Annotated in this window: 18 protein-coding genes; 7 read left to right on the top strand and 11 right to left on the bottom strand. The window is 74.0% G+C overall.

Annotated features, from left to right (window positions below; translation table 11 throughout):
- Positions 1 to 8: 8 nt before the first annotated feature.
- Genes ACYVOM_RS23540 through ACYVOM_RS23520 form a run of 5 tightly spaced genes read right to left on the bottom strand, consistent with a single transcriptional unit; the run spans position 9 to position 6,295 of the window.
- Complete coding sequence (locus ACYVOM_RS23540; RefSeq protein ID WP_460305637.1) at positions 9 to 1,637, bottom strand: dipeptide ABC transporter ATP-binding protein; 1,629 nt, start codon at positions 1,635 to 1,637, stop codon at positions 9 to 11.
- Position 1,638: 1 nt separating this feature from the next.
- Positions 1,639 to 2,454, bottom strand: coding sequence for an ABC transporter permease (locus tag ACYVOM_RS23535; RefSeq protein WP_460305636.1), 816 nt, complete (start codon positions 2,452 to 2,454; stop codon positions 1,639 to 1,641).
- Complete coding sequence (locus ACYVOM_RS23530) at positions 2,448 to 3,398, bottom strand: ABC transporter permease (protein WP_460305635.1); 951 nt, start codon at positions 3,396 to 3,398, stop codon at positions 2,448 to 2,450. The genes ACYVOM_RS23535 and ACYVOM_RS23530 overlap by 7 nt, the downstream gene beginning before the upstream one ends.
- A complete protein-coding gene (locus ACYVOM_RS23525) occupies positions 3,398 to 5,029 on the bottom strand; it encodes an ABC transporter substrate-binding protein (protein ID WP_460305634.1) in 1,632 nt (543 codons plus the stop codon). The genes ACYVOM_RS23530 and ACYVOM_RS23525 overlap by 1 nt, the downstream gene beginning before the upstream one ends.
- Before the next feature lie 60 nt (positions 5,030 to 5,089).
- Positions 5,090 to 6,295, bottom strand: a complete 1,206-nt coding sequence (locus tag ACYVOM_RS23520; protein WP_460305633.1) for an SfnB family sulfur acquisition oxidoreductase — start codon at positions 6,293 to 6,295, stop codon at positions 5,090 to 5,092.
- A 364-nt stretch (positions 6,296 to 6,659) separates the two neighbouring features.
- Here ACYVOM_RS23520 and ACYVOM_RS23515 point away from each other — a divergent pair, with 364 nt between their 5' ends.
- Together ACYVOM_RS23515 and ACYVOM_RS23510 are read left to right on the top strand one after the other, a co-directional pair.
- Positions 6,660 to 7,562: a LysR family transcriptional regulator gene (locus tag ACYVOM_RS23515; protein ID WP_460305632.1), complete on the top strand. Its 903-nt coding sequence runs from the start codon at positions 6,660 to 6,662 to the stop codon at positions 7,560 to 7,562.
- Positions 7,563 to 7,659: 97 nt separating this feature from the next.
- Positions 7,660 to 8,724, top strand: coding sequence for a lipoate--protein ligase family protein (locus ACYVOM_RS23510; protein ID WP_460305631.1), 1,065 nt, complete (start codon positions 7,660 to 7,662; stop codon positions 8,722 to 8,724).
- On the opposite strand, the gene ACYVOM_RS23505 is transcribed toward ACYVOM_RS23510, so the two are convergent.
- Entirely contained in the window at positions 8,721 to 9,857 is a 1,137-nt protein-coding gene (locus ACYVOM_RS23505; protein ID WP_460305630.1) for a Kelch repeat-containing protein, read from the bottom strand. The genes ACYVOM_RS23510 and ACYVOM_RS23505 overlap by 4 nt on opposite strands.
- 156 nt (positions 9,858 to 10,013) lie before the next feature.
- Here ACYVOM_RS23505 and ACYVOM_RS23500 point away from each other — a divergent pair, with 156 nt between their 5' ends.
- The 3 genes from ACYVOM_RS23500 (at position 10,014) to ACYVOM_RS23490 (ending at position 11,834) form a co-directional block, all read left to right on the top strand.
- Entirely contained in the window at positions 10,014 to 10,472 is a 459-nt protein-coding gene (locus ACYVOM_RS23500) for a zinc finger domain-containing protein (RefSeq protein ID WP_460305629.1), read from the top strand.
- An 83-nt stretch (positions 10,473 to 10,555) separates the two neighbouring features.
- Positions 10,556 to 11,083, top strand: coding sequence for a DinB family protein (locus ACYVOM_RS23495; RefSeq protein ID WP_460305628.1), 528 nt, complete (start codon positions 10,556 to 10,558; stop codon positions 11,081 to 11,083).
- Positions 11,084 to 11,189: 106 nt separating this feature from the next.
- Complete coding sequence (locus ACYVOM_RS23490; RefSeq protein WP_460305627.1) at positions 11,190 to 11,834, top strand: NAD(P)-dependent oxidoreductase; 645 nt, start codon at positions 11,190 to 11,192, stop codon at positions 11,832 to 11,834.
- 395 nt (positions 11,835 to 12,229) lie between these two features.
- Here the strand turns inward: ACYVOM_RS23490 and ACYVOM_RS23485 are convergent, their stop codons facing one another.
- Positions 12,230 to 14,833 carry a hypothetical protein gene (locus ACYVOM_RS23485; RefSeq protein WP_460305626.1) on the bottom strand — a complete coding sequence of 868 codons (2,604 nt, stop codon included), beginning with the start codon at positions 14,831 to 14,833 and terminating at the stop codon, positions 12,230 to 12,232.
- A gap of 108 nt (positions 14,834 to 14,941) precedes the next feature.
- Positions 14,942 to 16,219 (bottom strand): phytase, encoded by a 1,278-nt coding sequence (locus ACYVOM_RS23480; RefSeq protein WP_460305625.1) that lies wholly within the window; start codon positions 16,217 to 16,219, stop codon positions 14,942 to 14,944.
- A gap of 104 nt (positions 16,220 to 16,323) precedes the next feature.
- Between ACYVOM_RS23480 and ACYVOM_RS23475 the strand changes: the two genes are divergently transcribed.
- Together ACYVOM_RS23475 and ACYVOM_RS23470 are read left to right on the top strand one after the other, a co-directional pair.
- Entirely contained in the window at positions 16,324 to 17,775 is a 1,452-nt protein-coding gene (locus ACYVOM_RS23475) for a pyridoxal phosphate-dependent decarboxylase family protein (RefSeq protein ID WP_460305624.1), read from the top strand.
- Between the two features lie 97 nt (positions 17,776 to 17,872).
- Positions 17,873 to 18,058, top strand: a complete 186-nt coding sequence (locus ACYVOM_RS23470) for a hypothetical protein (protein WP_460305623.1) — start codon at positions 17,873 to 17,875, stop codon at positions 18,056 to 18,058.
- A gap of 165 nt (positions 18,059 to 18,223) precedes the next feature.
- On the opposite strand, the gene ACYVOM_RS23465 is transcribed toward ACYVOM_RS23470, so the two are convergent.
- The 3 genes from ACYVOM_RS23465 to ACYVOM_RS23455 form a co-directional block, all read right to left on the bottom strand.
- Positions 18,224 to 18,715: a metallophosphoesterase family protein gene (locus ACYVOM_RS23465; protein ID WP_460305622.1), complete on the bottom strand. Its 492-nt coding sequence runs from the start codon at positions 18,713 to 18,715 to the stop codon at positions 18,224 to 18,226.
- A 100-nt stretch (positions 18,716 to 18,815) separates the two neighbouring features.
- Complete coding sequence (locus ACYVOM_RS23460; protein ID WP_460305621.1) at positions 18,816 to 19,613, bottom strand: hypothetical protein; 798 nt, start codon at positions 19,611 to 19,613, stop codon at positions 18,816 to 18,818.
- On the bottom strand, positions 19,613 to 20,875 hold the full coding sequence (locus ACYVOM_RS23455) for a VWA domain-containing protein (RefSeq protein ID WP_460305620.1): 1,263 nt from the start codon (positions 20,873 to 20,875) through the stop codon (positions 19,613 to 19,615). Before ACYVOM_RS23455 ends, ACYVOM_RS23460 begins: the two co-directional genes overlap by 1 nt.
- Positions 20,876 to 20,959: the final 84 nt, after the last annotated feature.

The following is a 20,959-nucleotide window of genomic DNA, read 5'->3' as shown; positions in this document are numbered from 1 at the left end:
GGGATCGGTCAGGCGCCCGTGAGCCGGGGCGCGGCGGCGAGGAGCCCCCGCGTGTAGTCGTGCTCGGGCGCGGCGAAGACCCGCTCGGCCGGGCCGGACTCGACGATCCGGCCGTCGGCCATCACGGCGACGTCGTCGCTGACATGCCGGACGACGCCGAGGTCGTGCGAGATGAACAGGTAGGCGAGGCCGAGGTCGCGCTGGAGGTCGTCGAGCAGGTCGAGGACCTGGGCCTGGACGAGCACGTCGAGCGCCGAGACGGGTTCGTCGCAGACGATCAGTTCCGGCCGGGGGGCGAGCGCGCGGGCGATCGCGACGCGCTGCCGCTGCCCGCCGGACAGCCGCAGCGGGCGACGGTCGGCGACGGAAGCGGGCAGCCCAACCGCGTCGAGCAGCTCGGCGATCTCCTTGGCGTGCCGTTGGGGCCGGATCGTCTCGCCCCGGCTGAGCGCGTCGGCGAGGATCTGCCCGACGGTGTGCCGGGGATCGAACGAGCCGAGCGGATCCTGGTAGATCGCCCCGATCCTGTGGCGTTCCGGGCGGCGTTCCGGTTCGGGCAGCGCGCTCCACGGGCGGCCCGCCAGGCGCAGTTCGCCCGCGTCGGGCCGCACCAGCCCAAGGGCCATCCGCGCGGTCGTCGTCTTGCCCGACCCGGATTCGCCGACGAGCCCGAGCGTCCTACCGCGCCTGAGCACGAACGAGACGCCTTCGACGACGGGCCTGAGCACCCCGTCGGGTCCGGTGTAGGACTTGGCGAGGCCCGTCGCGGTGAGGATCTCCTCGTCGGGCACCTCCGCCGGCGGCGTCCGCTCTGCCGTCTCCAGGCGCGGGCCGGACAGCCGGACGCCGCGCGGGCGGTCGCCGGGGATCGCCGCGATGAGCCGGCGCGTGTAGTCGTCGCGCGGGTCGCCGAGGACCTGCTCGGCGGTGCCGTGCTCGACGACCCTCCCGTGGTGCATCACCGCGATGTCGTCGGCGATGCGCTTGACCACGGCGAGGTCGTGGCTGATGAGCAGGACCGCCGTGCCCGCATCCTTCAGGGTCAGCAGCAGTGCGAGGATCTGCTCCTGCACCGTCGCGTCGAGGGCGGTCGTGGGCTCGTCGGCGATGAGCAGCGGCGGGTCGAGCGCGATGGCCGAGGCGATGAGCGCGCGCTGGCGCAGCCCGCCGGACAGCTCGCCGGAGCGCTGCGCGGCCCGTTCCTCGGGCCGGGGCACCCCGGCGGCGGTGAGCAGCCCGACCACCTTGGCGCGGCGTTCGGCCCTCGTCAGCCCGGTGTGCCGGGCGAGCGCGTCGCCGATCTCCCTGCCGACCGGTCGCAGCGGGTCGAGCGAGACGAGCGCGTCCTGCAGGACCAGGCCGACGGACGGGCCGCGCAGCTCGCGGAGCCCCTTCGCCGACAGGCCGAGGACGTCCTTGCCGAGCACGCGCAGGGTCCGGGCGCGGACCTTCGCGCGCGGCCCGGCCAGCCCGATGACGGACCGCGCGGTGACGCTCTTGCCCGAGCCGGACTCGCCGACGAGGGCGAGGCAGCGCCCGGCCTCCAAAGCGAGGGAGACGTCCGCGACGGCCTCGGCCTCCCCGAAGGACACGTTGAGCCCTTCGATCTCCAGGACGGTCCCCTGGTTCTGGGTCATGTCATGCCTCCCGGGAGCGGTTCTGGAGGGAGCGGCCCAGCAGCGTCAGGGTCGCGGCGGTGAGCACGATGAACACGCCGGGGAAGACCGTCAGCCACCAGGCGTTCGCGATGTAGTCGCGGCCCGCGGCGAGCATGGCGCCCCACTCGGTGTTCGGCGGCGCGACGCCCAGGCCGAGGAAGCTGAGCGAGCACGCCCACACCACGGCCTGCCCGACGCCCAGCGTGGCCAGCACGAACAGCCGCGACGCCATGTTGGGCAGGATGTGGCGGCGCAGCGACGTCCAGCGGCCGCGGCCGAGCACGGTCGCCGCCTCGGCGTAACCGGAGGTGCGGGCGCTGATCACCTGGGTGCGGATGAGCCGGGCGTATCCCGGCGCGGTCGCCAGCCCGACGGCGATGCCGGACGGCACCACCCCGCTGCCGAGCACCGCGACGAACAAGAGGGCCAGCAGCAGCACCGGCACCGCGAAGAGCACTTCGAGCACCCGGCCGACGGCGAAGTCCAGGGCGCGGCTGCCGAGCCCGGCCAGGGTGCCGAGCACGACCGCGAGGCCCAGCCCGATCGCCATGGCCAGCAGGCCGATGAGGATCGACGACTGCGTGCCGTGGACGACCCGGCTGAACGCGTCGCGGCCCGACTCGTCGGTGCCGAACCAGTGGCCTGGGGACGGTCCCTGGAACGCCTCGGACGGGTTGATCTCGTACGGGTCGTAAGGGGCGAGAACGCTGGGGAAGGCCATCGCCGCGATCAGAAGCAGCACCAGGGCCGCGCCGACGGCCTCCCCCGGCCGCACCGACCTCCACCGGGTCACCATGCCGCCGCCTCCGCCGGACGGGCGGCCGCCTTCAGCCGCGGGTCGGCGATCCGGTCGGCCGCCTCGGTCGCGAACGTCACCAGGATGTAGACGGCCGCGATGACGAGGACCACGCCGACGATCACCGGGATGTCCCCGGCGAGGACCCCGGCGAGCAGGGTCCGGCCGAGTCCCGGCCGGGAGAACAGGGTCTCCACGACGACGGCGCCGCTGATGAGCGAGCCGAACGCCCAGCCCGACAGGCTGATCGCGGGCAGCGCCGCGTGGCGCAGCGCGTGCACCAGCCGGACCCGTGTCTCGGTCTCGCCGCGGGCCCGCGCCGAGAGCGTGAACGGCGCGTCCAGCGCGGCGATGAACGACTCGCGCATCACCTGGCCGAGGAATCCGGCCAGCGGCAGCGCCAGGCTGAGCACCGGCAGGACGAGCCCGGCCGCGCCCGGCGTGCTGATCGGCGGCAGCCAGCCGAGGCCGACGCTGAACGCCAGGATGAGGACGCTGCCGAGCCAGAAGTGCGGCACGGCCACCGAGGTGACCTCCAGCAGCGAGCCCAGCGCCGTGCCGAGCCTGCTTTCGCGGGTCGAGCCGAGCGCGACCAGGATCGCGATGAGCCAGGCCGCCGCCAGCGAGAGCACGGCGAGGACCAGGGTCCCGCCGACGGTCTGCCCGATCAGCGTCGCCACCGGTGTCTTCAGCGAGTAGGACGTGCCGAAGTCTCCGTGCAGCAGGTCTCCCAGCGTGTCGAGGTACTGGACCCACAGCGGCCGGTCGAAGCCGTACTGGGCGGCTATCTGGGCGAGTTGCTCGGGCGTCGACCGCGACCCCGCGCCTCCCACGACGGCCTCGGCGGGGTCGCCGGGGATCGCGTAAGCGCCGAAGAAGGCGAGGGTCACGACGGCCCACAGGACGAAGACCACGCCCAGGACGCGTGCGAGGATCCGTCCCATCAGGAGTTGATCCAGGCGTCGTAGAAGGTCGGCATGCTCAGCGACGGGAGCAGGCGCAGACCCTTCACCTTGGTCTCGTAGCCGAGGCGGGTCTGCTGGTCGTAGACGGGCAGCACGTAGTAGCCGTTCGACAGCAGTTCCTGTGCCCGGCGGTACAGGTCGGCGCGCTCGGTGTCGTCGGCGCTCTCGCCGGCCTTCTCCAGGAGCGCGTCGAGTTCGGGGCTCTTCAGGGCGGTGTTGCCCGAGTGGTAGCCGCCGACCGTCGTCGCGGTGTTGGCGGAGCTGAGGGAGGTGATGCGCAGGACGTCCGCGGAGTTCTTCGTGTAGTAGATCGGCAGCGCGTCGTACTCCCAGTCGTTGTTCACGACCCACCACTTGGCCGTCTCCAGCGGCTGGAGCCGCACGTCGAAGCCGACCTTCTTCGCGGTCGCCTGGACCTGCTCGTAGAAGCCGGGCTCCAGCGGGATCGTGGCGGCATACGGCAGCACGACGGTGAGGGCCTTGCCGTCCTTGGCGCGGATGCCGTCCGCGTCCTTCGTCGTCCAGCCGGCCTCGTCCAGGAGCCGGTTGGCGGTGTCCGGGTCGTAGGACTGCTTGACGGTGTCGGCCCGGTAGCGGGTCGCGGAGCTGAGCGGCGACTTCGCCTGCTCGACGGTGCCGAGGTAGATGCTCTTCAGCGCGCCCGCGACGTCGATGGCGGAGAAGAACGCCTCGCGGACCTTCGCGTCGTCGAACGGCGCGCGCCCGGTGTTCAGCTTGATCTCGACCGGCTCGCCCGGCCGGGAGGCGATCAGCGTCGCCAGCGTCGGGACGCTCTTGGCGGCGACCGCGTTCTGCGGCTCAAGGACGTCCACGACGTTGACCTGGCCGCTCTGGAGGGCCGCGTAGCGGGTGGTGCCGTCCGGCACGAACCGCCAGACGATCTTGTCGAGGTAGGCCGGGCCGGTGTGCGACGAGCCGGGCGGCGGGGTGGCGTAGGAGTCGTTGCGGACGAGCGTGACGTTGTCCTGCTTCGTCCAGGACTCCACCTTGAACGGCCCGGTGCCGACCGGCGACAGGCAGTTCTCCTCGTTGCTGCGCTTCAGGGCCGTCGGCGACTCGATCGGCAGCCACACCTGCGACAGGGACTCCAGGAGCGCGCCGTCGGGCTGCAGCAGGTGGATCACCGCGGTGTACTCGCCGGTCACCTCGACGCTTTTCACCTTGGAGAGCGCGAGCCGGCCGGTCGTCGACTGGGTGTCGGGGTTCAGGACGCGCTCGATGTTGACCTTGACGGCCTCGGCGTTGAGCGGGGTGCCGTCGGAGAACTTCACGTCCTGGCGGACGTCGACCGTCCAGGCCTTGCCGTCGTCCGAGACCTTCCACGAGGAGGCGAGCCAGGGCTGGATCTCGCCCTTCTCGTCCTGGTAGAAGAGGCTCTCCAGGAACTGGCTGCCGAGCAGCGCCTGCGGGACGTTGCCGCGAGTCTGCGGGTCGAGGCAGGCCGGCTCGTCGTCGCCCGTCGCGTAGACGAGGGTGCCGCCCTGCTTCGGGGTCAGGTTCGCGGCGTCTTCACCGCCGGCGCCGCCGCACGCGGCGAGCAGGACCGTGCTCAGGAAGGCGACGGACAGCGGAGGAAGGATTCTGCGCACGTTGGTGGTCTTTCTACTTCGAGGGGTCGTTCCTGGATCGAGCGAGGTCCGGGGCTCAGGTCAGAGCAGGCCGTGCCGTGGCGGCGGGGTGCCGTCCAGCAGGTGGCGGCCGATGTGCTGGACCTTCCAGCGGGTCGGGTCGTGCAGGGTGTGGGTGCGGGCGTCGCGCCAGTAGCGGGAGAGGTTGAGCCCGGCGAGGGCGCCGCGCGTCCCGGCGAGTTCGAACAGGGCAGAGGACGCCTCCACGCAGGCGCGGGCCGCCGCGACCTTGGCGACGGCGACGGCGACGGACGCGTGCGCGGTGCTCTCCTCGTCCGGCGCACTGCGGGCGGCGTCCACGGCCGTCGCGGCCTCCCGCAGCAGCGCCTCGGCGCCGCGGACGGCGATCTCCAGCTCGCCCGCCTGCTGGACCAGCAGCGGATCCTCGGCGGCGCGGTCCGCGCCGCTCTCGAACCACGGCCGGGCCCGCGCGACCTGCCGGACCGCCTCGTCGAGCGCGGCGCGGGCGATCCCCGCGTCGAGCGCGGCGTGCAGCACCTGCGCGAACGAGCCGTAGGACGTGGGGACCTCGAAGATCTCGGTGTAGGGCACCACCGCGTCGGCGGGCACCGCGACCCGGGCGAGCCGGACCGTCCCGCTGCCGGTGGTGCGCTGGCCGAGCGCGTCCCAGTCGTCCTCGACCGTGACGCCCGGGGCGTCGGCGGGGATGTAGGCGACGGCCTTGCGCAGCGCCCCGGACGGGGTCGGCGGCTCGTGCGGGAGGACCGCGCGGACGACGAGCCAGTGCGCGAACAGGGAGCCCGTGGCGTAGAACTTCTCGCCGTCCAGGACGAAGCCGCCCGCGCCGTCGGGCGTGAGCGTGGTCGCGTCGTCGGCGATGGTGCGGCCGGAGCGCTCGGACTGGGCGTTGGCGAAGCGGCGGCCGGCCAGGGCCTCGGCGAAGAACCGCGCCTGCTGCGCCGCGGTGCCGCGCAGGCGCAGCGCCTCGAGGAAGACGAAGTGGCTGTGCGGGATCTGACCGATGCTCGGGTCGGCGGCGGCCAGCAGCCGGAACACCTCGACGAGCGCGGTGACGGGCACGTCCGGGCCGCCGAGGCGGGCGGGGACCGTCAGGCCGAAGAGGCCCGCCGCGGACAGGGCGTCGAGTTCGGCGTGCGGGAGGCGGCGGTCGAGGTCGCGGGCGGAGGCGCCCTCGGCCAGGCCGACGGCGAGGTCGCGGGCGACGGCGACCGCCTCTTCGCCCGTGCGGATCACGGCGGCGCTCACGCGGCGCCCCCGCGGAACGTTCCGTCCTGACGGATCGACGGAATGACGGCGATGCCGTCGACGGATGCGTTCACCGAGGGGACCTCTCTGTGCGGACGTGGGCGGGCCGCCGGAGCGCGGGGAGGCAGGGAGACACGTGCAGTGCGTCGCGCGCCCGATCCGTCGCGTATCGCGGGGAGCGACCGACGCACGGGGCATTGTGACCCCGACCACACCCGATGCCATGGGCTGTGACCTGCGCGGGAATGTTCCCTACTTCTCCGATGGACATTGTTAGTATTGTCCCGGTTCTCACACAGCGTCAAATAGGCGCTGCCAAGGGGGAGGCAGGGATTCCCTTGCACCGGCGACGACGGGAGCGGCATTGCGGATCGAGCAACTGGAGTACCTGGCGGCGGTCACCCGACTCGGCTCACTGCGCCGGGCGGCCCAGGAACTGCACGTCTCCCAGCCCGCGCTGAGCGAGACCATCCGCAACCTCGAACGCGAACTGTCGGTGACCCTGCTGGACCGCAAACGCTCGGGCGCCAGCATCAGCGGCGACGGACGCGAGCTCCTGCCCTACATCACCGGCGTCCTGGAAGCCGTCGACCGGCTCAACCGGGCTGCCCACCAGCAGCACCAGAGCAACCGGATGGTCCGGCTCGGCACCGTCAACGCCGCGACCGTCTCCCTGCTCGCCCCTGCCGTGCGGGCGTTCCGCGCCGCCCACCCCGAGACCCGCGTCGAGGTGATGCCCGCCCAGCAGGCCGACATCCACCGCTCCCTCCTCGAAGGCGCGCTCGACCTCGGCCTCGTCAACGTCCTGGAAGGCGACGACCCGCCGCACGACCTCGACAGCACCCTCCTGCTGCGCGGCAAGGTCGTCGCCTGCGTCCGCGCCGACAGCCCCCTGGCCTCCCTGGACGCCCTCACCACCGACGACCTCCTCACCGAACCCCTCATCGTCATGCGCGCCGGCTACCTCATGCACCGCTACGTCCATCGCCTCTACGACGGCCGCGTCCCCTTCGCCTACTCCACCGACGGCGCAGAGATGGGCAAGCTCATGGTCGCCGAAGGCATGGGCGTCACCCTCCTGCCCGACTACAGCGTCATAGGCGACCCCCTGGAGCGGCTGGGCGCCATCACCACCCGGCCCCTCGCCCTCCCGCCTACCGAGGTGCGCCTGCTCCTCCAGGGCCGCCCCTCCCCCCGCCTCCCCAGCGCGGTCCGCGACCTCCACCGCCACCTCACCCACCACGCCCGCCGGCAGGCGGTGCCCTGACCACGCACGACGCGTTCGGCCCCGGCGCGGCGCGGGAAGGGAACCGGGGGGCCTGGCGTTGCCTCAAGGGGCCGTCAGTCGAGGGGCAGAGGACAACATGCACGGTGAGTACAAGATCCCCGGCGGGAAGCTCGTCGTCGTCGATCTGGAGGTCGTGGACGGTGCGCTGAGCGACGTCAGGGTCGCGGGGGACTTCTTCCTGGAGCCGGACGAGGCGCTCGCGGCGATCGACGCCGCACTCGTCGGGGCGCCCGTGGAGACCGGCGCGGAGGGGATCGCGGCGCGCATCCAGGCTGCGGTGCCCGAAGGCACGGTCATGTACGGGGTGACCGCCGAGGGCATCGGCGTCGCGGTGCGGCGCGCGCTCGCCCGCGCCACCGACTGGAGCGACTACGAGTGGCAGCTGATCCGCGAGGCGCCGCAGCCGCCGGCGCTGCACATGGCGCTCGACGAGGTCATCACCACCGAGGTCGCGGCAGGCCGCAGGCCGCCCACCCTGCGCGTCTGGGAATGGGCCGAGCCCTCGGTGATCATCGGCAGCTTCCAGTCGCTGCGCAACGAGGTCGACCCCGACGGCGCGGCCAGGCACGGGATCACGGTGGTCCGCCGGATCTCCGGCGGCGGCGCCATGTTCGTCGAACCCGGCAACACCATCACCTACTCGCTCTCGGTGCCCGCGCCGCTCGTCTCGGGCCTGTCGTTCGCCGACTCCTACGCCTACCTCGACGACTGGGTGCTCAACGCGTTCGCCGACATGGGCATCAAGGCCTGGTACCAGCCGCTCAACGACATCGCCACCGAGGCGGGCAAGATCGGCGGCGCCGCCCAGAAGCGGCTCGCGCCCATCGACGGCGGGCCTGGCGCCGTCCTCCACCACGTCACCATGAGCTACGACATCGACGCCGACAAGATGCTGGAGGTCCTGCGCATCGGCCGCGAGAAGATGTCCGACAAGGGCACCAAGAGCGCCAAGAAGCGAGTGGATCCGCTCCGCCGTCAGACCGGCCTCCCCCGCGAGACCGTCATCGACCGCATGCTCGCCTCCTTCGCCGCCCGCCACGGCCTCGCGCCCGGCCACGTCACCCCCGACGAACTCGCCCGCGCCGAACACCTCGCCGCCACGAAGTTCGGCGCCGCCGAATGGACGGCCCGCATCCCCTAGGGGGTGAGCGCGAGGGCGTCGGGCGGGGGGATCGTGAGGGCGCAGTCGGCGTTCTCGGGGCAGCCGTCGCCTCCCCACAGGACGAGTTCGGCGCCCGTCCAGATCAGGAGGCCGCCAGAGCGGTCGGGGCCGCGCGGGACGGGCGTGGAGGTCCAGCGCCCGGAGGCCGGATCGTAGACGGTGGCGGCGGGCCCTCCGTTCCAGAAGACGACGCCCTGCGAGGTGAGGGCGCCGCCGCGCGCGCCCGGCGTGCCGCGCGGCAGGAGCGGAAGCCCCGACCAGCGGTCCGTGGCCGGATCGTAGACGCCGCCGGGGTCGAGCGGCTTCGGGAACGGGTCCACCTCACCCCCGTCGGTCCGCTCCGGCGACGGGGACACCAGGAACAGCCTGCCGGAGGTCCAGACGGCCGCGGCGCCGGAGGACGAGGAGATGTCAGGGACCGGCAGCCTCCGCCACCGGTCGGCGGCGGGATCATAGGCGGTGGCGGCGAGATTCGGCCGTCCGGTCGAGCCCAGGACGATCGCCTCCGAACCCGTCCAGACGACGTCCTCGACCCACTCCAGCGGCGGCGACTTCGGCAGGAGCCGCCAGGAGCGGCGGGCCGGGTCGTAGGCCGTCCCGCCACGCGTCGTCACGAACACCGCCTCCGTCCCCGTCCAGACCGCGTGGTCCGGCAAGGCCACGGGGGCGTCGGGCAGCGCCTCCCAGGAATCGGCGGCCGGATCGTAGGCGGCGCCATCCGACAGCGGGGCCTCGGTTCGCCTGTGCCCGCCGAAGACCAGCACACGCTCGCCCGTCCACAGCAGGATCGGGCGTTCGCGGCCCGGCAGCGGCGCGGCCGGGAGCACCCGCCAGCGGTCGGACGCCGGGTCGTAGGCCGCCCCGTCCGACCGGGGCTCCACGACCACCCGCACCTTCCGCCCCTCCGGCACCTCCTTGCCGACCGCGCCGCCCCACACCACCATCTCGGCGCCCGTCCACACCGCGCCGCTCCACGAGCGCGCGGGGATCGGCGCCGACGGCAGCGTCCGCACCGTCCCAGAAGGCCGCTCGGAAGGCTCCTCCGGGAGCGGGTCCGGTGCCCTGCCGGAGCAACCTGCGGCGAGGAGGAGCGCCACCGCCAAAGACCCCACGGCACGAGAATTCACACCTTCTAGACGCCTGTCCGGCCCACGGGCGTTGCCTCGCCCGGCGACGGAACGTGTCCGGCGGCAGAAATCGACCCGGAAACCCTGACGACGTGGCATTTCTTCGCCACCGGGGCCGCTTTCTGCCCTACGGTGCCGTTCATGGGGAAGACGAAGGCGCGGCTCCTGGCCAAGTGGGCGGAGCGCGAAGCGGAGTTGCAGCGGATGCTCGGCGTGGAGACGAGCGACGAGCGGCCCGTCGAAGAGGTCGTGGTGGTCGCCGAGACCGAGGTGGCGGAGGCGGTGGAGGCCGCGGTCGGCGAAGCCGCCCCGCCCGAGCCCGCCGAACGCCCCAGACCGCCGCGGAACCGGCGTCCCGCGCCGCCGCCGACCGACGTGAAGCCCTACCAGGTCGCCTGCCCCCGCTGCGCCGCCCACGTCGGCGCGCCCTGCCGGACGGGCGCGGGCAAGCCCGTCCGCCCGCACACCGACCGCCTCCGCCAGGCCGCCCTGGCGGCCGCGATCCCCGCACCCGCCGACCGGCCCGCGCCCGGCACCGCCGCCGACGACGCGGCCGCCCACTTCTTCGAGACCGCCCGGGAGCGGCCCGCCGAACACTGACGAGCGCGCCCGGAGCCCGCCCCCGGCAGTCCTGCGGGCTCCAGGCGCGCCGAACTGTCAGAGGGATCGGCTACGGTCGGCGCATGAACGAGAACGCGCCGTCCGACGACGGCGAGAAGGAGAGCCTGCGCGCCGCCCTTGACCGGCAACGCGACGTCGTCCTGTGGAAGCTCGACGGCCTCACCGACGCCCGGCTCCGCCGCCCCATGACGCCCTCGGGCACCAGCCTCCTCGGGCTGGTGAAGCACCTCGCGAGCGTCGAGTACGCGTGGTTCCGCGAGGCCTTCGCGCTGCCCGCCGAGCCCCTGTGGTTCGACCCCTTCACCGAGGACATGGCCGCCGCCGAGTCCGAGAGCGCGGCCGAACTCGTCGCGTTCTACGCGCGCGCCCGCACCGCCGCCGACCAGACCATCGCCGCCCTCCCCCTGGAGGCCGAAGGCACCTCCTGGCGGGGCCGTCCCGTCACGCTCCGCTGGGTCCTCATCCACATGATCGAGGAGACGGCCCGGCACGCGGGCCACATGGACATCCTGCGCGAACTCCTGGACGGCGCCGCCGGCGACCACCCACCCGCCGGCTTCTCGGCACCGGGCCTGCCTGTCGGTTCTTGACCGTCCCGAGTCCCGTGGGATTCCGGGCTCCGGGCAGGTCTGAAGCCGGGGGCACGTCCGTGGCCGGGGAAGCGTCCGGCTCGGCCCCCCGAGGGAAGGGGATCCCATGTCCACCGTCGTCGTCTTCGGCGTCACCGGTTACGCGGGCGGCCACATCGCACGGGAGCTGCTGGACCGGGGGCACACCGTCGTCGGCGTGGCCCGCGACACCGCCAAGGCCGCACCGCACGAGCGCCTCACGCTGCGCAGCGGCTCGCTGTACGACCCTGCGTTCCTCGCCGAGACCGTGCGCGGGGCCGACGCCGTCGTCGTCGCCGTCCGCGCCCACGGCGTGCACGAGCCGGATCTGGAGGACGCGGTTCCGGCGCTGCTGAAGGCCGCGCAGACCGAGGGCGCGAGGCTCGGCGTGGTCGGCGGCGCCGGCAGCCTGCTCATCCGCGAGGGCGGCCCGCGTGTCCTCGACACGGACTTCCCCGAGGAGTACAAGCCCGAGGCCGTGGCCCACGCCCGCGTCCTGGACGCCCTGAAGGCCGCCGACACCGAGGTCGACTGGTTCTACCTCAGCCCCGCCGGCTCCTTCGGTTCGGTCAACCCCGGCACCCGGATGGGCAAGTTCCGGCTCGGCACCGACCTCCTCATCACCGACGCCGCCGGGCGCTCCGACATCTCCGGCGCCGACTACGCCATCGCCTTCGCCGACGAGATCGACCATCCCGCCCACCACCGATCGCGCTTCACCGTCGCCTACTGATGCACGAAAGCAGCCGCGCGAGGCTCAGTCGGGGGTCGGTCGGTAGGTCAGGACCGTGACGCCCGAGGTGAAGGCGGCGCTGTCGGCGAGTCCGACACCGGTGACGCGCTCCGCGCGGAACAGCGGCTCGCCCGCCCTTGAGAACGGGCCAGATCCGGCATTCGTCGAGGACGCCGTGCCGGGCGAGGTCGTCGGTGTGGCGGCCGTCGCTCCGGATGAGGAGGTCGCCGCCGTCCCGCTCCTTGATCTCGGCGATCCGGGCGGCCAGGTCGGCGCCGGGGATGACGAAGGGGGCCGGGCCGCGGTGCCGCCCGGCTTGGGAGGCCACGGTCATGGCGTTGACGTGGTCGGTCCCGGCCCTGGCCCTCGGCCACGACCGGGCCCTGTCGTCGTGTTCAGGGGGAGGCGAGGAGTGAGGTGAGGTTCTCGGCTTCCTTGGCGGCTCGGGAGGTGCGGGATCTCGGGGTCCAGGAGGTGAGGGCGGGCAGGGGGGTGCGGATGTGGTGGCGGGTGGCGGTGGTGGAGGCTGCCGCGAGGAGGCCGGCGAGGGGCGCGGGGGCGGATTCGGCGGGGGCGGGCAGGAGCGGGGGGATCGCGTGGGCGAAGAGCGGCCAGAGGTTCGCGCCCGCCCGAGCGGCTTCGAGGAGGCCCTGGACGGTGCGGGAGAGCGAGACGTCGCCGGACTTGACCAGGACGGGCAGGAGTTCCCCCATCTCGGCGGCCGGGAGGGCGTCCTGGGCGGCGAAGGCGAGGAGGGCGTCCAGCGCTCCGGCGCGGTCGGCGGCGTGCGGGGAGGACAGGGCGTAGACGAGCAGGGCGGCCGTCGCCGGGCCCGTGGCGCCGGTCGCGTCGGCGAGGTCGAGGAGGACTTCGCCCTGCTCGTAGCGGTCCAGGGGCCAGCGCTCGGCCTGGCGGAGCAGATGGGCCGCGGTGAGCTCGCGGTGCGACGGCAGGGTCGGCGCCCACCACCGGGCGTCGGCGCGGACCGCCGCGCCGTCGGCGACCGCGGCGGTGTCCAGCTCGGTGAGCAGGCCCGCGGTGCCCTGCGCGCTCCCCTCGAAGATGGCGCGCAGGCGCTTGCCGTGCGACGTCTTGGGCTGCTGTTCCCAGTGGTTGAGGCGGCGCCGGCGGAATCCGACGATCTCGTAGAAGGCCTGCGGTCCGGGCAGCCCGCCGCCGTCGATCCAGGCGCGGGCGGTCTTCGCCGCGGGTGAGGACAGGCCGTCCAGGACCGAGGCGCGGGCGTCGGCCGGGAGGCGCAGCAGCGCCTGGTCGAGGTCGTAGGCGCCCGGTTCGCGGCCTGCCTCTTCCAGCGCGCGCAGGCGGGCCGCGAAGACCTCCGGGTCGACGTGGCCCGTCGAGAGCGTCGGGGTGGCGAGCAGGACGGGTGCCCCGAAGTGCGCGGTCGCGTCGAAGAGGCGCTGGTGGAGCAGCCGGGCGGGGGCGAGCCGCTGGACGGAGTCCTTGGTGCGGCCGTGGCGTTCGCGCAGGTAGTCGACCATGCCGCGCTTCGGCCGCCCGTGGACGAGCCGGTGCAGCACGAGCAGGACGCCTTCCAGGTGCCGCATGTCGGGGTGCAGGATCCAGGGGTGTTTCTCGCCGTACTCCCGCAGCTCGGCGACGATGCCGCCGCCGTGCGCGACGAGCCCGGCGAGCAGCCGCTCCGACTCCGGCCAGCGCCGGTCGGCGGGCGCGTGCAGATGGGCCATGACCGCTTCGAGGAGCTCGGCGGCCGACGCGATCGGCGGATCCAGGTCGCGAGGGCCGGCGGCGTACAGCAGGGGCGCCTCGACGGGCGCCTCCGGCTCGAAGGTCCCCCCGTAGGCGGCGGCGATCCTCTCCCGCAGCGGCCCCGGCAGTGCCGCGGCCGCCTCGCGGACCGCCTCGGCGGTGAGCGGATCCACCCGTGCCGCGTGCCGCACGGCCAGGCGCACGGCGCGGTCGCGGGTGTCGGCGTGCTCGACGGAGAACACCGCCACGGCCTGCGTCACTGCGGCGTCCTCCCGGCCCTTGGCGGTCTTGTCGAGCCAGATGAGGGCGGCCTTGAGGAGCTTGCGCTCGGGCCGGAACAGCATCGCGCCCGCGGCGTCGGCGAACAGTTCGGGCGTGAGGGGTTCGAGCGCGTCGATCGCCTTGACCTGGCCGAAGGCCGTCTCGGCGACGGGCGCCGCCGCGCTCGGGAGCAGCCGCACGTAATCGCGCGCCAGGGGCGCGGCGTCCTGCGGGCTCGGCGCGAGCTCGCGGTGCAGCGCCACGTACCAGGCGATGCGGTTGCCGTCTCCCCCGCGCAGGAACCTGCGCACGCACCCTTCCAGCAGGAAGGCGCGGTCGGCGTGCGCGAGGATCTCGGCGGCGAGGGTCGGGACGCCGCCCGGCGGGCGGAAGGCCGGGGGGCCGAGCGGAGCGCGCTCGTTCAGGGCCTGCCCGATCCCGTCGGCGTCGAACAGGGCGGGGAGCAGCACGGGGAAGAACGGGTCGGCCGCGAGGGGTTCGGCGGGCCGCCACAGCAGCCATCCGGTGACGAAGGCGGCGCTCGTGGGAGGGGCTTCGCCTTCGGCGCGCAGGATCGCGGCCGCCACGTCCCACAGGACCCGGTCCGCCCGCCAGCTGAGCAGTTCCGCGGGCCGCAGCCTGTCGGCGAGGCGCCGCGCGAAGTCGATCCGCCACTCCTTCGGCCGCGCGCCGACGACCGCGACGATGGATTCGGCGAGTCCGTCCCTGTCGCGCCAGCCCTGCAGATCCCGCCGCGCCACCCAGGCGGAAGCCGCCGCCGCGCCGCCGAGGCATCCGGCCCCGGCGACGCGCAGCGGCCCGAGCCTCAGGCTCCCGCCGCGGTTCTCCTCCGCCAGGGAGCGCCGCAGCTCCGGCATCCGCTTGCCGATCTCCTTGCGGGCGGCCTCATCGAACCCGCCCACGACCGCGGCGACCCGCCGAGGATCGCCCGTCTCCACCGCCTCGCACAGCCGCTCCCACGCCACTTCGTCAACGCTGCTCGCCATGATCGGGACGGTAGCCGCCCCCACCGACATTTCCCGGCGGGGGCGGTGCGCCGGGTCGGCGACGCGGGGTCGGCAGGTGGGGTCGGCAGGTGGGGTCGGCAGGTGGGGTCAGCGGCGGGGGTCACCGCCGAGGTCGATCCTCAGGTGCAGCGGGTTCGCGACCGCGTCCCAGCGGACGAACTTGAAGTTCGTGTTCTCGCGAACCTCGCCCTCGTCGTCGAGACGGACCGGCGTGTTCTCACCGTCGTGCACGACCAGGAGCCCGGTGGGGAAGGCGCGGCCGAGGGGCACGTTGACGACTGCCGCGCCGTCGCTGTGCTGGGCGCCGTCGGGACCGCCGACGGTGAAGCCGCCCAGGTAGGCGCCCGGGGAAGTGCGGGAGTAGACGGCGAAGGTGCTGTCGCCCTGGCTGGACGCGAGAAGGTAGCCGCCGCCGTCGCGGGTCTCGTAGATCGTGAGTCCTTCGGCGTCGGCCGTGAGGTGCGTCCCCCCGGTGCCGGGGTTGGGGCCGGTGGGCAGGCACTCGTCCTCGTCGGCGTCGTAGGCCGCCGGGGTGCCGAACTCGCGGACGCGCTCGATGAGGCGGGGCTCGCCCTTCAGGTCGGCGGGGATGCGCCAGATGCCGACGTCCTCCTGCGCCGCGTAGAGCACGTCGCGTTCCTGGTCGACGACCATGCCCTCGACCTGGGGGTCGTCGCCGGGGTCACCGCAAGGCGTCCAGGTGCCTCCGGGGATCGGGAACTCCTTCGGCAGGGCGATCTGCCGGACGAGGCGGTAGGACAGGCCGCGTCCCGACTTCACGATTTCGACGAGCGCGACGGTCGTGGTGCTGCGCCGGCTCACGAGCGCGTAGGTGCGCCCCTTGTCCTTCCACGTGGTGAGGCCGTAGGGGGTCCGCTGCTCGTTCACCTCCTCCTGCGTCGCGTTGAACAGGAAGGGCACGTCCTCGCCGGTCACGTCGGAGAGCGGCTCGCCCGGGCGGCCCGGGTCGATCGCGTAGAAGCGGAGGGTGTCCCGGCCGCGGTCGGTGACCACGGCGACGTCCCGCCCGCCGAGCCCGTAGACGACGTCGACGTTGTTGAACCTGCCGTTCTCGTCGTCCTCGCCCGGAGCGGGCGGCGCGGCGAAGTGCTGCACGAGCGAGCCGTCGAGACGGTAGACGTCCAGGCCGCCTTCCTTGGCGGTGCCCAGGACGAGGCTCCTGCCGCTCTGTGAGGGGTGGACCCAGAGGGCGGGGTCGTCGGCGTTGGCGTTGCCGCCCGCCTCGTCGTCGAGCATGGCCCGCGTCTCGGCCTGCGGAAGGACGGTCGGGAGCGCCGGCGCCGCGCCCGCGGGCACTGCGGCGAATGGAACGAGCAGCGCACCGAGCGCCAGAATCCTCTTCATCCCGGCAAACTCCCATCCCGAGGTGTCCGCCCGGTGGCCGCGACATGGCCAGGGAAGATCGCCCGCCGCTCGCGCGCGGGCCGCGGCGGTGCTTCACTGCCCTCATGGGCGATCCGCTTTCCGAAGTCAGCTCCGCCGCCTCCCCTCTGGAGCTCGTCCTCCAGGCCGCCGGCCCGTATCTCGACGTCCTCGCCGACCGCGCGGTGCACGACGCCGCCGCGGACGGGCTCCTCGCGGATCTCGAAGGCCCGCTCCCCGAACGCGGCGAAGGCGCGCCCGCGAGCATCGGGCGGCTGCTGGACGTCGGCACCCGGGCGGCGACCCACTCCTCCGGCCCCCGCTTCTTCCACCTCGTCGTCGGCGGCTCCACGCCCGCCGCGATGGCCGCCGACTGGACGGCCTCCCTCCTCGACCAGGTCGCCGGGCTCTGGGTGTCCTCTCCGCTGGCCTCCCGGATGGAGACGACGGTCCTGCGGTGGCTGAAGGACCTGTTCGGCCTGCCCGCGCCGTTCGGCGGCGTGCTCACCCCGAGCGCGACGCTCGCGCACGTGACCGGCCTGGCGTGCGCGCGGACGTGGTGGGCCGAGCGGCACGGCGTGGACGTCGCCGCGCACGGCCTCGCCGGGCTGCCTCCGATGCCCGTGTTCAGCAGCGGCCTGGTGCATCCGAGCACCCGCAAGGCGCTGCAGATCCTCGGCCACGGCCGGGACACCCTGCGCGCCTTCTCCCGCGACGCCACCGGGGCCCTCGACCTCGCCGCCCTGGAGGCCGCCCTCGCCGACCTCGACGGTGCGCCCGCGATCCTCGTCGGCAACGTCGGGGAGGTGCACAGCGGCGACTCCGACCCGATCGCCGCCCTGGCCGACCTGCGCGACCGCTACGGCTGCTGGCTGCACGTCGACGGGGCCTTCGGCCTGTTCGCCGCCCTCTCCCCGCGCACCGCGCACATGACGGACGGCGTGGCGCGGGCCGACTCCGTCACGGCGGACGGCCACAAATGGCTGAACGTGCCCTACGAGAGCGGGTTCTCGTTCGTTCGCGACGGGGCCTGCCTGTCGCGTGCCTTCGGCGGCTGGGGCGTCCCGTACCTGCCGGAGGCGTCGGACGGGCAGGTCGACTACAACAGGCTGGGCCCTGAGTCGTCCCGCCGAGCGCGCGCGCTGCCGATCTGGGCCACGCTGCGCGCCTACGGCCGTGAAGGGCACCGCCTGATGGTGGAGCGACACCTCGACGTCGCCGCGCATCTCGGCAGGCGCGTCGAGGAGGCGCCCGACCTGGAACTCCTCGCGCCCGTCCGGCTGTCCATCGTGTGCTTCCGCTACCGTCCGCCGGGTGTCCCCGAAGACCGCCTGGACGAACTCAACGGCCTCCTCGGCGAGGCCCTCCTCGCCGACGGCCGGGTCTACGCCGGCACCTCGACCTACCTGGGCCACAAGGTCTTCCGGCCCGCCATTGTCAACTGGCGCACCACGACCGGCGACGTCGACCTGCTCGTCGACGTCCTCCACGAGCTGGCCCCCGCCCTCGTCGCCCGCCTGAACGACCCCGCCGCCTGACGCGGCGCTCTCACGGACGTCCGACCGGGGCCGGGACCGCCGCGACTCCTCGGCGGGTTGCGGAGGCCGCGCGATCCTGTCGGTGGCCCCTGATGGGATGCGGTTGATCACGAGAGCTCGGTGGGCGGCCCCGCTGCTGTGGCCCGCCGACGAGCCCTGGCCGGTCTGCGCCACCGAGCACCACGACGCGTACCGGATCACGCCCCTGGCGGAGACCCACCTGCGGTGCGGGATCCTCACCAAGGTGTGGGCCCGGCCGCGCCGACCACGGAGAACCTGCTGACCCGCGAGGAGACGGACACCGTCGCCCGGATCCAGCGCGGCCACCCCCTGGAGGCCCTGCCGTGCTGCCGGGGCGGGGCAGGTCGGGGAGGTCGCGGGCGTTAGAGCTGGGCCACGGGCAGCGGCGGCAGCAGGCCTCCGGCCTCACCGGGCCGCCGAAGGCGGTTCAGGTGACGGGAACGATTTCGGCGGCGCGGAGTTCGCCCGCCTCGATGGTGAGCAGGCCGAGGGTGCCGTGGGGCTGGCGGCGGCGGTCGGTGGGCGAGCCCGGGTTGAAGACGCGCAGGCCGTCGGCGCACTCGTTCCAGGGGATGTGCGAATGTCCGAAGACGACGAGGTCCGCGTCGGGAAAGGCGCGCCGGAGCCTTGCGTGCCTGCCCTTGGCAGGGCCGCTGTCGTGGATCATGGCGACGCGCAGGCCGTCGAGGTCGAGTTCGAGGCGCTCGGGCGCGCCCCAGGCGGCGACGTCGGGGCCGTCGTTGTTGCCGAGCACCGCGTGCACGGGGGCGAAGGCCGCCAGTTCGTCCAGCACCGCGGCGGTGCACACGTCGCCCGCGTGCAGGATGACGTCGGCCTCGCGCAGGTGCGCCGCCACGGCGGGCGGGCACGTCTTCCAGCGGCGCGGGGCGTGCGTGTCGGAGATGACGACGGCTCTCACCCGCCCATTCTCTCGCGCGCGCCCCTCCCGCCGGAGCCCCGCCCCGCCGGGAGCCTTGCCGGGACACGGTCCAGGCGGGGGGCACCCGGCGGGGCGGGGGTCAGCGGGCGAACCAGCGGCGCGGGTGGCGGGTGAGGGTGTAGCCGAGGACGCCCATCAGGGCGGCCACGACGCCGCCGACGATGGTCCAGGTCCAGCGGCCGGTGAGGCGGGTGAGCCAGCCCTCCGCCCGGACCATGGGCTTGGGCGCGGAGTCGACCGCGCTCGCCGTCGGGGTGGCGTCGGGCGTCAGGGTCGCGCCCGCGTCGACCGGCGGGGAGAGCGGCGCCTCCATGCGCGCCCCTGCGGGCTGGGCCGCGCCCTCCTCGACGGTCATCCGCACCGCGGCCTGGACGGGCCGGCCGAGGTCGCGTTCGGGCAGCCCGGTGGCCGACAGCCGCAGGTAGTAGGTGCCGGGCAGCGGGTCGGCCGACCACGGGTCAGCCCAGGAGCGCACCCGGCGCAGCGTGCAGCCGACCGCGGCCTCGGCCTCGGCGGGCTGCGCGGTCGCGCTCTGCGCGCCGGACGCGCACGACTGGCGGCGGCGCAGCCCGTCGAACACGTCGAGCGTCCAGGTCATCGCGCCGTGCCGCTGCGCGGCGGGCGGCAGGGTGACCTTCACCGCGATCTTGTGAGTCTGCCCCGCGGCGGCGGCGAACGACCAGTACAGGTAGTCGCCCGTCGTGGCCGAGACCTCCGCGCCGGACCCGGCGGGGATCTCCGTCGCGCTCAGGAACGACGGTCCCGCCGTCCGGACGACCGGGTCCGGGACCGCGGTCTCCGGCTCGTCCGCCCTGGCCGGGAACGCCGTCGAGGAGGCCAGCAGGGCCCCCACGGCGAAGGCGAGGAACGCGCGCATCACTTCTCCCTCCAGATCGCGATCCGCCAGCGGGCCAGCCAGCCGAGCACGAGCCCGGCGACCAGGCCCGCGAGCGCCAGCACGCCGAGCAGCGCCCAGCCCTTGCCGAGCACGGGCTCGCCCGGGTCCGGGGAGGCCGCGACGAGGTCGACGGTCAGCTCCAGCGGCATGCCCGGCGACGTCCGCACCCCGTTCGCGGCGGCGAAGGAGTTACTCACCACGAGGCAGACGGTCCGCACTTCGGCGTCCTCGTCTTCGGCGGAGCGCCCGTCGAACCAGCGCAGCCCGGCCGACTGCACGTCGGTCCTGCCGCTGCCCGCGTCCGAGCCGCGGACGAGTTCGCGGCCGCCGGTGCCGGTCGCGCGGAGCAGCACCCCGTAGTCGCGGTTCAGCGGCCGGTCGAGCGAGAGGCTGACCGAGGCGCGCAGTTCCTGTCCCGCGGCGACGCGCACCCGGTACCAGCGGTGCTCGCCGATCTGCTCGCGGTCGCTGTAGACGCCGGGCGCGAGGACGGGCGCGGCCGAGCAGGCCTCGGTCCCCGCGACGAGCAGGGGCGCCTCCTGGTAGGTGGCCTCGGCCCGGTCGATGAGCTGGTTGAGCCGATCGGTGAGCTGCGCCTGGTTGGTGATGGCGGTGTAGGTTCCGCCGGTCGCCTCGGCGATGCAGGACAGCTGCCGGCGCACCTTGGCGTCGAGGGTGAGGCCGAGGGTGTCGATGACCAGGTGGGTGCCCTGCGCGGCGAGTTCCCGGGCGACGTCGCAGGGGTCGGGCAGGCCGCAGGAGTCCTCGCCGTCGGTGATGAGGACGATCCGGCGGGTCGTCTCGCCGGTCCCGAGGTCCTTGGCGGCGGCGCGCAGCGCCCGGCCGATCGGGGTCCAGCCGGTCGGCGCGAGGGTCGCGATCGCCGTCTTGGCCTCGACCTTGTCGACGACGCCGACGGGGAACAGCAGGTTGGTGTCCTTGCACCCGACGGATTTGGGGCTGCCGGGGAAGCGGTGCTGGGCGCCGAGCAGCCGGATGCCGAGGTTGGTCTCGGCGGGCAGCGCGTCCACGACGTCGTTGAACGCCTGCTTGGCGACGGCCATGCGGGTGCGGCCTTCGATGTCGGCGGCGCGCATCGAGCCGCTGGAGTCCAGCACCAGCTCCACGCGCGGCGGTTCTTTGGCGGGGGTCTCGTCGGCGACGGCCGGGCCCGCGCCCGCCATCGCCATCGCGATGAGCGCGCCGAGCAGACCGGCGGCCCACCGTCGTGCGGTGATCATTCCGGAGATAGTAGTGATCTTCCGGATCCAACGGAGATCATCCGGACCTGCGGCGATAACGATTGGCCTGCCATTGCGCCACGG

This window comes from Actinocorallia aurea, from assembly GCF_054783995.1.
This window is presented reverse-complemented; position numbering and strand designations above follow the sequence as displayed.

Coding starts and splice junctions, on each gene's coding strand:
- ACYVOM_RS23540 (WP_460305637.1), bottom strand. CDS start 1,637: ATGACCCAGAACCAGGGGACCGTCCTGGAGATCGAAGGGCTCAACGTG.
- ACYVOM_RS23470 (WP_460305623.1), top strand. CDS start 17,873: ATGCGGTTGATCACGAGAGCTCGGTGGGCGGCCCCGCTGCTGTGGCCC.
- ACYVOM_RS23485 (WP_460305626.1), bottom strand. CDS start 14,833: ATGGCGAGCAGCGTTGACGAAGTGGCGTGGGAGCGGCTGTGCGAGGCG.
- ACYVOM_RS23475 (WP_460305624.1), top strand. CDS start 16,324: ATGGGCGATCCGCTTTCCGAAGTCAGCTCCGCCGCCTCCCCTCTGGAG.
- ACYVOM_RS23480 (WP_460305625.1), bottom strand. CDS start 16,219: ATGAAGAGGATTCTGGCGCTCGGTGCGCTGCTCGTTCCATTCGCCGCA.
- ACYVOM_RS23460 (WP_460305621.1), bottom strand. CDS start 19,613: ATGCGCGCGTTCCTCGCCTTCGCCGTGGGGGCCCTGCTGGCCTCCTCG.
- ACYVOM_RS23490 (WP_460305627.1), top strand. CDS start 11,190: ATGTCCACCGTCGTCGTCTTCGGCGTCACCGGTTACGCGGGCGGCCAC.
- ACYVOM_RS23510 (WP_460305631.1), top strand. CDS start 7,660: ATGCACGGTGAGTACAAGATCCCCGGCGGGAAGCTCGTCGTCGTCGAT.
- ACYVOM_RS23500 (WP_460305629.1), top strand. CDS start 10,014: ATGGGGAAGACGAAGGCGCGGCTCCTGGCCAAGTGGGCGGAGCGCGAA.
- ACYVOM_RS23530 (WP_460305635.1), bottom strand. CDS start 3,398: ATGGGACGGATCCTCGCACGCGTCCTGGGCGTGGTCTTCGTCCTGTGG.
- ACYVOM_RS23535 (WP_460305636.1), bottom strand. CDS start 2,454: ATGGTGACCCGGTGGAGGTCGGTGCGGCCGGGGGAGGCCGTCGGCGCG.
- ACYVOM_RS23455 (WP_460305620.1), bottom strand. CDS start 20,875: ATGATCACCGCACGACGGTGGGCCGCCGGTCTGCTCGGCGCGCTCATC.
- ACYVOM_RS23495 (WP_460305628.1), top strand. CDS start 10,556: ATGAACGAGAACGCGCCGTCCGACGACGGCGAGAAGGAGAGCCTGCGC.